The sequence below is a fragment of the Dokdonella sp. genome (genome assembly GCF_051958935.1).
In the GTDB taxonomy this organism is placed as follows: Bacteria; Pseudomonadota; Gammaproteobacteria; order Xanthomonadales; family Rhodanobacteraceae; genus Dokdonella_A.
In genome coordinates, this window is record NZ_JBQCFP010000076.1 from 1 (window position 1) to 6,817 (window position 6,817).

General features: G+C 69.0%; 4 protein-coding genes. 3 read left to right on the forward strand and 1 reads right to left on the reverse strand.

Going from position 1 to position 6,817, the window contains the following annotated elements:
- Nucleotides 1-83: 83 nt before the first annotated feature.
- On the reverse strand, nucleotides 84-1,838 hold the full coding sequence (locus tag ACTHK2_RS06860; protein ID WP_440244962.1) for a glycoside hydrolase family 44 protein: 1,755 nt from the start codon (nucleotides 1,836-1,838) through the stop codon (nucleotides 84-86).
- Nucleotides 1,839-1,985: 147 nt separating this feature from the next.
- Here ACTHK2_RS06860 and rlmM point away from each other — a divergent pair, with 147 nt between their 5' ends.
- The 3 genes from rlmM to ACTHK2_RS06875 all read left to right on the forward strand — a co-directional run bounded on the left by rlmM (nucleotide 1,986) and on the right by ACTHK2_RS06875 (nucleotide 6,735).
- Nucleotides 1,986-3,059 carry a 23S rRNA (cytidine(2498)-2'-O)-methyltransferase RlmM gene (gene rlmM, locus ACTHK2_RS06865; protein ID WP_440244963.1) on the forward strand — a complete coding sequence of 358 codons (1,074 nt, stop codon included), beginning with the start codon at nucleotides 1,986-1,988 and terminating at the stop codon, nucleotides 3,057-3,059.
- A gap of 91 nt (nucleotides 3,060-3,150) precedes the next feature.
- Nucleotides 3,151-3,843, forward strand: a complete 693-nt coding sequence (locus tag ACTHK2_RS06870) for a TVP38/TMEM64 family protein (protein ID WP_440244964.1) — start codon at nucleotides 3,151-3,153, stop codon at nucleotides 3,841-3,843.
- A 300-nt stretch (nucleotides 3,844-4,143) separates the two neighbouring features.
- Entirely contained in the window at nucleotides 4,144-6,735 is a 2,592-nt protein-coding gene (locus ACTHK2_RS06875; RefSeq protein ID WP_440244965.1) for a glycosyltransferase, read from the forward strand.
- Nucleotides 6,736-6,817: the final 82 nt, after the last annotated feature.

Here is a 6,817-nt window from a genome sequence, read left to right on the forward strand (position 1 = left end):
ACGCCGCCAACCCGCCTCCCCGGGCGGGGCGGGGGGGGGTTGGGGGGGTACGCCCATGGCGGGGCCCGCCGCGAGGCGCTCGTTCAATCGAACCCGTTGCGGAAGATCGTGTCCGCGCCCGCCACGACGAGCAGGTTCGCCGACATCGGGGGCAAACCGGTCAGCGCCACGCTGGTGCCGGCCATCGTGCCTGTCGCGATCGAATGCACCGCATGCGTCGCATCGAACCCGTAGAGCGTCCAGGCCGTGCCGGGTGCGCTCGCGAACGCGACGCCCACGTCCTGCGCGGTCGTCGTCTTGTTGGTGAGCAACACCATCGTGCGGCCACCCGAAGTGAACGCATAGGCGCCGACCTGGTCGACGTTCGCGCTCTGCGCACGCACGCTGTTGCCGGCGACGCGCGCACCGGCGCCGTCGTAGTCCAGGAACAGCGTGAAGGCACGCTCGGCGAGCGAGTTCGCTTCCGGCGCGACCCAGCGCGTCGCCATGTCGACCCCTTCGCGCGCGAAGATGCCGAACAACTCGGCCTGCGCGACCGCACCGCTCGTCGTGCCGTCGTTGCCCCAGTTGTATTCGGTGATCGCGAGCTTCGTGCCGGGGCAGTACTGGTCAATCCAGCCGCGCACGCGCGGGATCAGGTTCGGCTTGCTGTAGTGGTTGGCGTCGTTGTCGCCGAGGTCGGCGATCCACGATTCGGAAACCCAGTTCGGGTCGTACAGTTCCTTGAGCGAGCGCAGCCGGCGCGCGGCGGTCGACGCCGAATCGTCGTCGTTGAGCGCGACGCCCCCTTGCGGGTAGTAGTGGAGATCCAGGACATCGACCGCGCGCGCGCCGCCCGCCAGCGGGTGCGTGCACACCTGCTGCAGGTACCAGGCGACGAACGGCATGCCGCCGTGCGCTTCGCGATCGCTGCCTTCGGCGCAGTTGTCCGCGGCCGAGCCGAACAGGTCGCAGTAGCCCCAGGTCACCGGGCCGGTGACCTTGGCCGCCGGGTCCTGCTGCTTGATCGCGCCGCCGTACGCGAACGCCTTGTTCCAGGTTTCGTCGTATGTGGTCGGCGCCGGGTGCACGTCGCGGTGCGTCGAGTTCCACAGCATCACTTCGTTGTCGAGCGAGTAGTAGCGCACGCCGCCATTCGCGGCGTTGCCGAATGTCGCCTGCAGGTGTGCGATCCACTCCATCCAGAACGCGGGCGCGACCTCGATCGAGGTGTCGTGCGGGTCGTTGTTGACGAGGTGGTAGCCCTCGCTGTAGGCGACGCAGTTCGGCGACGGGTTGTGCGCCGGCAGGCATTCGCCGCTGCCGGCGTCGGGGTCCCACGGGTCGGTCGCGGCGGTCCATGGATTGGGCGGTTCCTGTACGCCGTATTTCGTGACCGAGAAACCGGCGAAATACGGGTGCTGCTGCGGACTGTCCGCACGCGGCGTCCAGCCGATCGTCGGGATCGTCAGCAGCACGTCGGCGCCGTAATCGCGCGCCTCGCCGATGAAGGCATCGGCATCATTGCCGAGCGGCGGCACATGGCTGCGGTCCGACGCGCCCGGGATGTTCTCGAAATACCAGTCCGACGCCGTGTTGTGCACGTCGACCTGCCAGTTGTAGCGCGTCGCCGAGTTGCCGCCCCAGCGGCGCAGCGGATAGCCGATCACCGCGTTGCGCGCGCCGTCGCCGTAGGCGATGCCGAAGATGAGCGGGCTGAACGGGTGCACGTCGGCGCCGGTGTCCACGCTGACCGCGACCGCGGCCGCGGCGGAGCCGGCCGGGTGCATGGCCGCGAGCGGCACGCTGGCCGCGAGCGCTGCCGCGACGGCGGCCCGGCGTGGGAATGCATTCCTCATGGCGATCCTCCTGCGGCCTTGGCCGCGGCCGGGGAGCTCCGGCGGCGACACGCTATACGGAGCCGGGCGCGCATTCCCCTCACACCGTCACACTCGCCAGCACGGCGCGGGCCCGGCATCATGCGCAGCCGCCCCGCCCGCCTGCCCATGTCCGCACCCGCCCTCCGCCGCCTGCTCGCCTACTGCCGCCCCGGTTTCGAGGGCGAATGCGCGCAGGAGCTCGCCGCGCTCGATGTGCGCCAGTCGGGTGCCGGCTACGCACGTGCGGCGCGCGGCACGGGCTATGTCGAGTTCGTCAGCGACGATGCGCCGGCGCTCGCCGGAAGCTGGCGCGACCTCGTGTTCGCGCGCCAGCTGCTCGGCGTGCTCGGCGAAGCGCGCGACCTGCCGCCGAAGGATCGCCTCTCGGTGCTGCTGCCGATGATCGAAGGCGAGGCTGGCCTCGGCGGGCCGCGTCGCTGGTGCGACGCCTGGGTCGAAGCCCCGGACAGCGACGCAGCGCGTGAACTGGCGCCGCTCTGTCGCGGCCTCGAGGCGGCGCTCGTCGCGGCGCTCAAGCAACGCAAGCTCATCGACCGCGACGCGCAATGGCGCCTGCACCTGTGCATGACCGCGACCGATGCCGCCTACGTCGCCATCGCCGACCGCACCGCGACCGCACCCTGGCCTGGAGGCATCCCGCGCCTCAAGTTCCCGCGCAGCGCGCCGAGCCGCTCGACGCTCAAGCTCGAGGAAGCGCTGCTCGTGCTGCTCGACGAGGGCGAGCGCGAGCGCTGGCTAAAGCCCGGCATGCGCGCGGTCGACCTCGGCGCGTCGCCAGGCGGCTGGACCTGGCAGCTCGTCGCGCGTTCCCTGCACGTGACCGCGGTTGACAACGGACCGATGGACGCGGCCCTGCTCGCGTCCGGCCTGGTCGATCACCTGCGCGCGGACGGCTTCCGCTACCGCCCGCCGCGCGCCGTCGACTGGCTCGTCTGCGACATGGTGGAGCAGCCGCGCCGCGTCGCCGAACTGATGGCGCACTGGCTCGCGGAAGGGCTATGCCGGCATGCGATCTTCAATCTCAAGCTGCCGATGAAGAAGCGCTACGACGAGGTGCGCCTGTGCCTGGATCTCGTCGCCGGCGCGCTCGCCACGAAAGGCCGGCGCATCGAAGTTCGCGCGAAGCAGCTCTACCACGACCGCGAGGAAATCACCGTTTACGCGCGCGCGCCGGCGTGAAGCATCGCCGGGTACCGGTCGCACGCCGCTGCCGTTATCCTTGCCGGCGCCACGCCGCCGCTGCGTCCAGCGGTTTCACTCACGGACGACGATGAAACGTCTGCGCGCTTTCCTGCCGTTGCTCGTGCTGGTCGCGATCGGCGTCGCGCTGTTCCTCGGCGGCGCGCTCGATCGCTTCGATCCGCACCGCGTCGCGCAGGAAGAAGCCGAGTTGCGCGCCGCGATCACCGCCCATCCGGTGCTCGCCGCGCTCGCCCAGATCGGCCTCATGATGCTCGCGATCGCCACCGGCATCCCTGGCGCGGTGGTCGTCGTGCTCGCCGGCGGGATGCTGTTCGGCATCGTCGAGGGCACCCTGCTGTCGTCGCTCGGCACGACGCTCGGCGCCCTGATCCTGTTCTTCGCGAGCCGCTCCGCGTTCGCCTCCGGCGACGGCACCGCGCCGGCGTGGGTCGAACGCGTGCGCAGCGGCTACCGCGCCTACCCGGTGAGCTACGCGATGTTCCTGCGTCTCGTGCCGTTCTTCCCGTTCGGCGGCGTGACCATCGCGCTCGCCGGCCTCGGCTGCCCGTTGTGGCTGTTCCTGCTGGCAACGGCGACCGGCGGCAGCGTGATGATCGCCTTCGAGACCGCGCTCGGCGCCGGGCTTACCGAGACCATCGCGCGCGAGGGCACGGTATCGCTCAACCTGTTCGCGCACCGCAGCGTGCTGCTGCCGCTGCTCGGCATGGCGGTGCTCGCGCTCGCCCCTATCGTGCTCGCGCAATTGCGGCGCAGCCGGTAGGGTGGGACGCAGCCGCGAAGCGGCGAGTTGCACCGCATTCGGTCATCCACGGCCGCAAGGTCGTCACCCTGCGGTGTGACTCGCACCGGGATCTGCCATACGCCCGTCCGCTCTCGCGGGCTGCGTCCCACCTTGCGACTTCGTCCCACCGCATGGGTGGACGGCGGCCGGACCGCCCGGGGCGTCCCGCGAGCGGCTCGCGGGACGCCGTTCCGCTTCCCCGCGCATTGAGGCGCCGCGCGGCGTTCCGCTATGCTGCAACGCGTTTTGCGCCCGTTTTTACCCAAGCCGAGACCCTCTTTGAACGCCACCCCGCCTCCCGTCGTGCGCAAGTCGTTCTGGCGCGCGCTCGCCCTGACCCTCGTCGTCGCGGCGCTCAACATCGGGCTGTGGGGCTTCCTCAACCGGCCGGTGCACATCGCCGACTGGCAAGGCGAGGTCGCGGGCTTCGCCTACAACCCGTCGCAGCGCTACCAGGACCCGACCAAGCTGATCTTCCCGAGCGAGGCGGAGCTCGACAGCGACATCCGCATGCTGTCGCAGTACACCAAGCGCATCCGCACCTACTCCACCGCGGAAAACCCGCAGATCCCGCGTATCGCCAAGTTCTACGGCCTGCGCGTGATGGCGGGCGCGTGGATCGAGGGTCGCTCCGAACGCAACGAAAGCGAGCTCGCCGCATTGATCGCGGTCGTGCGCAAGAACGACAACATCGACCGCGTGATCGTCGGCAACGAAGTCATCCTGCGCGGCGACACCAGCGTGAAGTCGCTGATCGGCTACCTCGACCGCGCGCGTGCGCAGCTGAAGGTGCCGGTATCGACGGCCGAACCGCTCGACACCTGGCAGCGCCACCCCGAACTCGCGCAGCACGTCGACTTCATCACCGTGCACATCCTGCCGTACTGGGAGCGCGTGCCGCGCAAGGACGCGGTCGGCTTCGTGCTCGGCCAGTACCGCGAACTGCAGAAGCTGTTCCCGGACAAGCCCATCGTGATCGGCGAGGTCGGCTGGCCGTCGAACGGCAACCGCCGCGAATACGCGCAGCCCTCGCTGGCCGATGAAGCGCACTTCCTGCGCGACTGGTTCAACGTCGCCGCGCGCGAGAAGATCGACTACTACGTGATGGAAGCGATCGACCAGCCGTGGAAGGAAGGCATCGGCGGCCGCGTCGAGGCGTACTGGGGCGTGTTCAACGCGAGTCGGCAGCCGAAGTTCTCGTTCACGGGCACGGTGATCGAAGATCCTATCTGGCCGTGGAAGGCCGGGCTCGCCTCGCTGATCGCGCTGCTCCCGATGTTCTGGTTCGCGCGCCACTTCATCCGCTTCCGCGCGATGGGCCTCGCGTTCTTCCTCGCCCTGATCCAGCTCAGCGCATCGATCCTCGTCTGGATGGCGACGCTGCCCTACGACTTCTACCTCGACCCGTTCGACTGGGCGATGTTGCTGCTGCTGTTCCCGGCGCAGCTCGCGATCATCCTGATCCTGCTCATCAACGGCTTCGAGTTCACCGAAGTGCTGTGGCGCCCGCGCTGGCTGCGCGAATTCCTGCCGCTCAAGCCGCAGCCCGGCGATCCGCAGCCGTTCGTGTCGATCCATCTCGCCTGCTACAACGAGCCGCCCGAGATGGTCATCCTCACGCTCGATTCGCTCGCCGCGCTCGACTACGAGGACTACGAGGTCATCGTCCTCGACAACAACACGAAGAATCCGGAGGTGTGGAAGCCGGTCGAGGCGCATTGCGCGAAGCTCGGGGCCCGGTTCCGCTTCTACCATCTCGAGCCATGGCCCGGCTTCAAGGCGGGCGCGCTCAATTACGGCCTCGAGGTCACCGATCCGCGCGCCGAAGTGGTCGCGGTCGTCGACGCCGACTACGAGGTGCGCAGCGACTGGTTGCGCGCGCTGACCGGCTACTTCGCCGATCCCAAGGTCGCCGTCGTGCAGTGCCCGCAGGCGCATCGCGAGTGGGAGCACAACGCGTTCCGCCGCATGACCAATTGGGAGTACGACGGCTTCTTCCGCATCGGCATGCACCATCGCAACGAGCGCAACGCGATCATCCAGCACGGCACGATGACGATGGTGCGCAAGGACGTGCTCGCCAATACCGGCGCGTGGTCCGAATGGACCATCTGCGAGGACGCCGAGCTCGGCCTGCGGCTGATGAAGGCCGGCTACGAACTCGTCTACGTCGACGAGCTCATGGGCAAGGGCCTGACCCCGGCCGACTTCAAGGCGTACAAGTCGCAGCGTTACCGCTGGGCCTTCGGCGCGATGCAGATCATGAAGGCGCGCTGGGACTGGATGACATCCAAGACATCCACGCTCACGCGCGGCCAGCGCTTCCACTTCCTCACCGGCTGGTTCTCCTGGTTCGGCGACGCGCTTCACCTCGTTTTCACGCTGATGGCGATGCTGTGGACGCTCGGCATGGTGCTCGCGCCGCGCTGGTTCACGCTGCCGATGTACCTCTTCCTCGTGCCGCTGATCGGATTCTTCGTGTTCAAGGCCGCGTTCGGATTCATCCTCTACCGCGTGCGCGTGCCGTGTTCGTGGAAGGACACGATCGCCGCGTCCGTCGCGAGCATGAGCCTCTCGCATGCGATCGCGCGCGGCATCTTCGAAGGCCTCTGGCGCAAGAAGGGCGAGTTCATCCGCACCGCGAAGAGCCGACGCATCGGCAAGAAGCCCAATCCGTTCACCTCGGTGAGCGAGGAGATGCTGCTGTTCCTCGCCCTCGTCGCCTGCGTGATCGGCATGATCAACTCCTCGGGCATCAACTACATCGAGGGCCGCCTGTGGATCGCGATCCTCGCGGCGCAGGCGATCCCGTACGCGTCAGCCCTGGTCGGCGCGTGGGTGGCGCATCGCTCGGGGGATGCGGTCGGTTGATCGGGGACGGGCGGCGGCCCTGATCGTGGGCCCGCCGCGAGACCGCCGGCGGGCCCCGCGCGGGCCGCCGCACGGGTGTAAG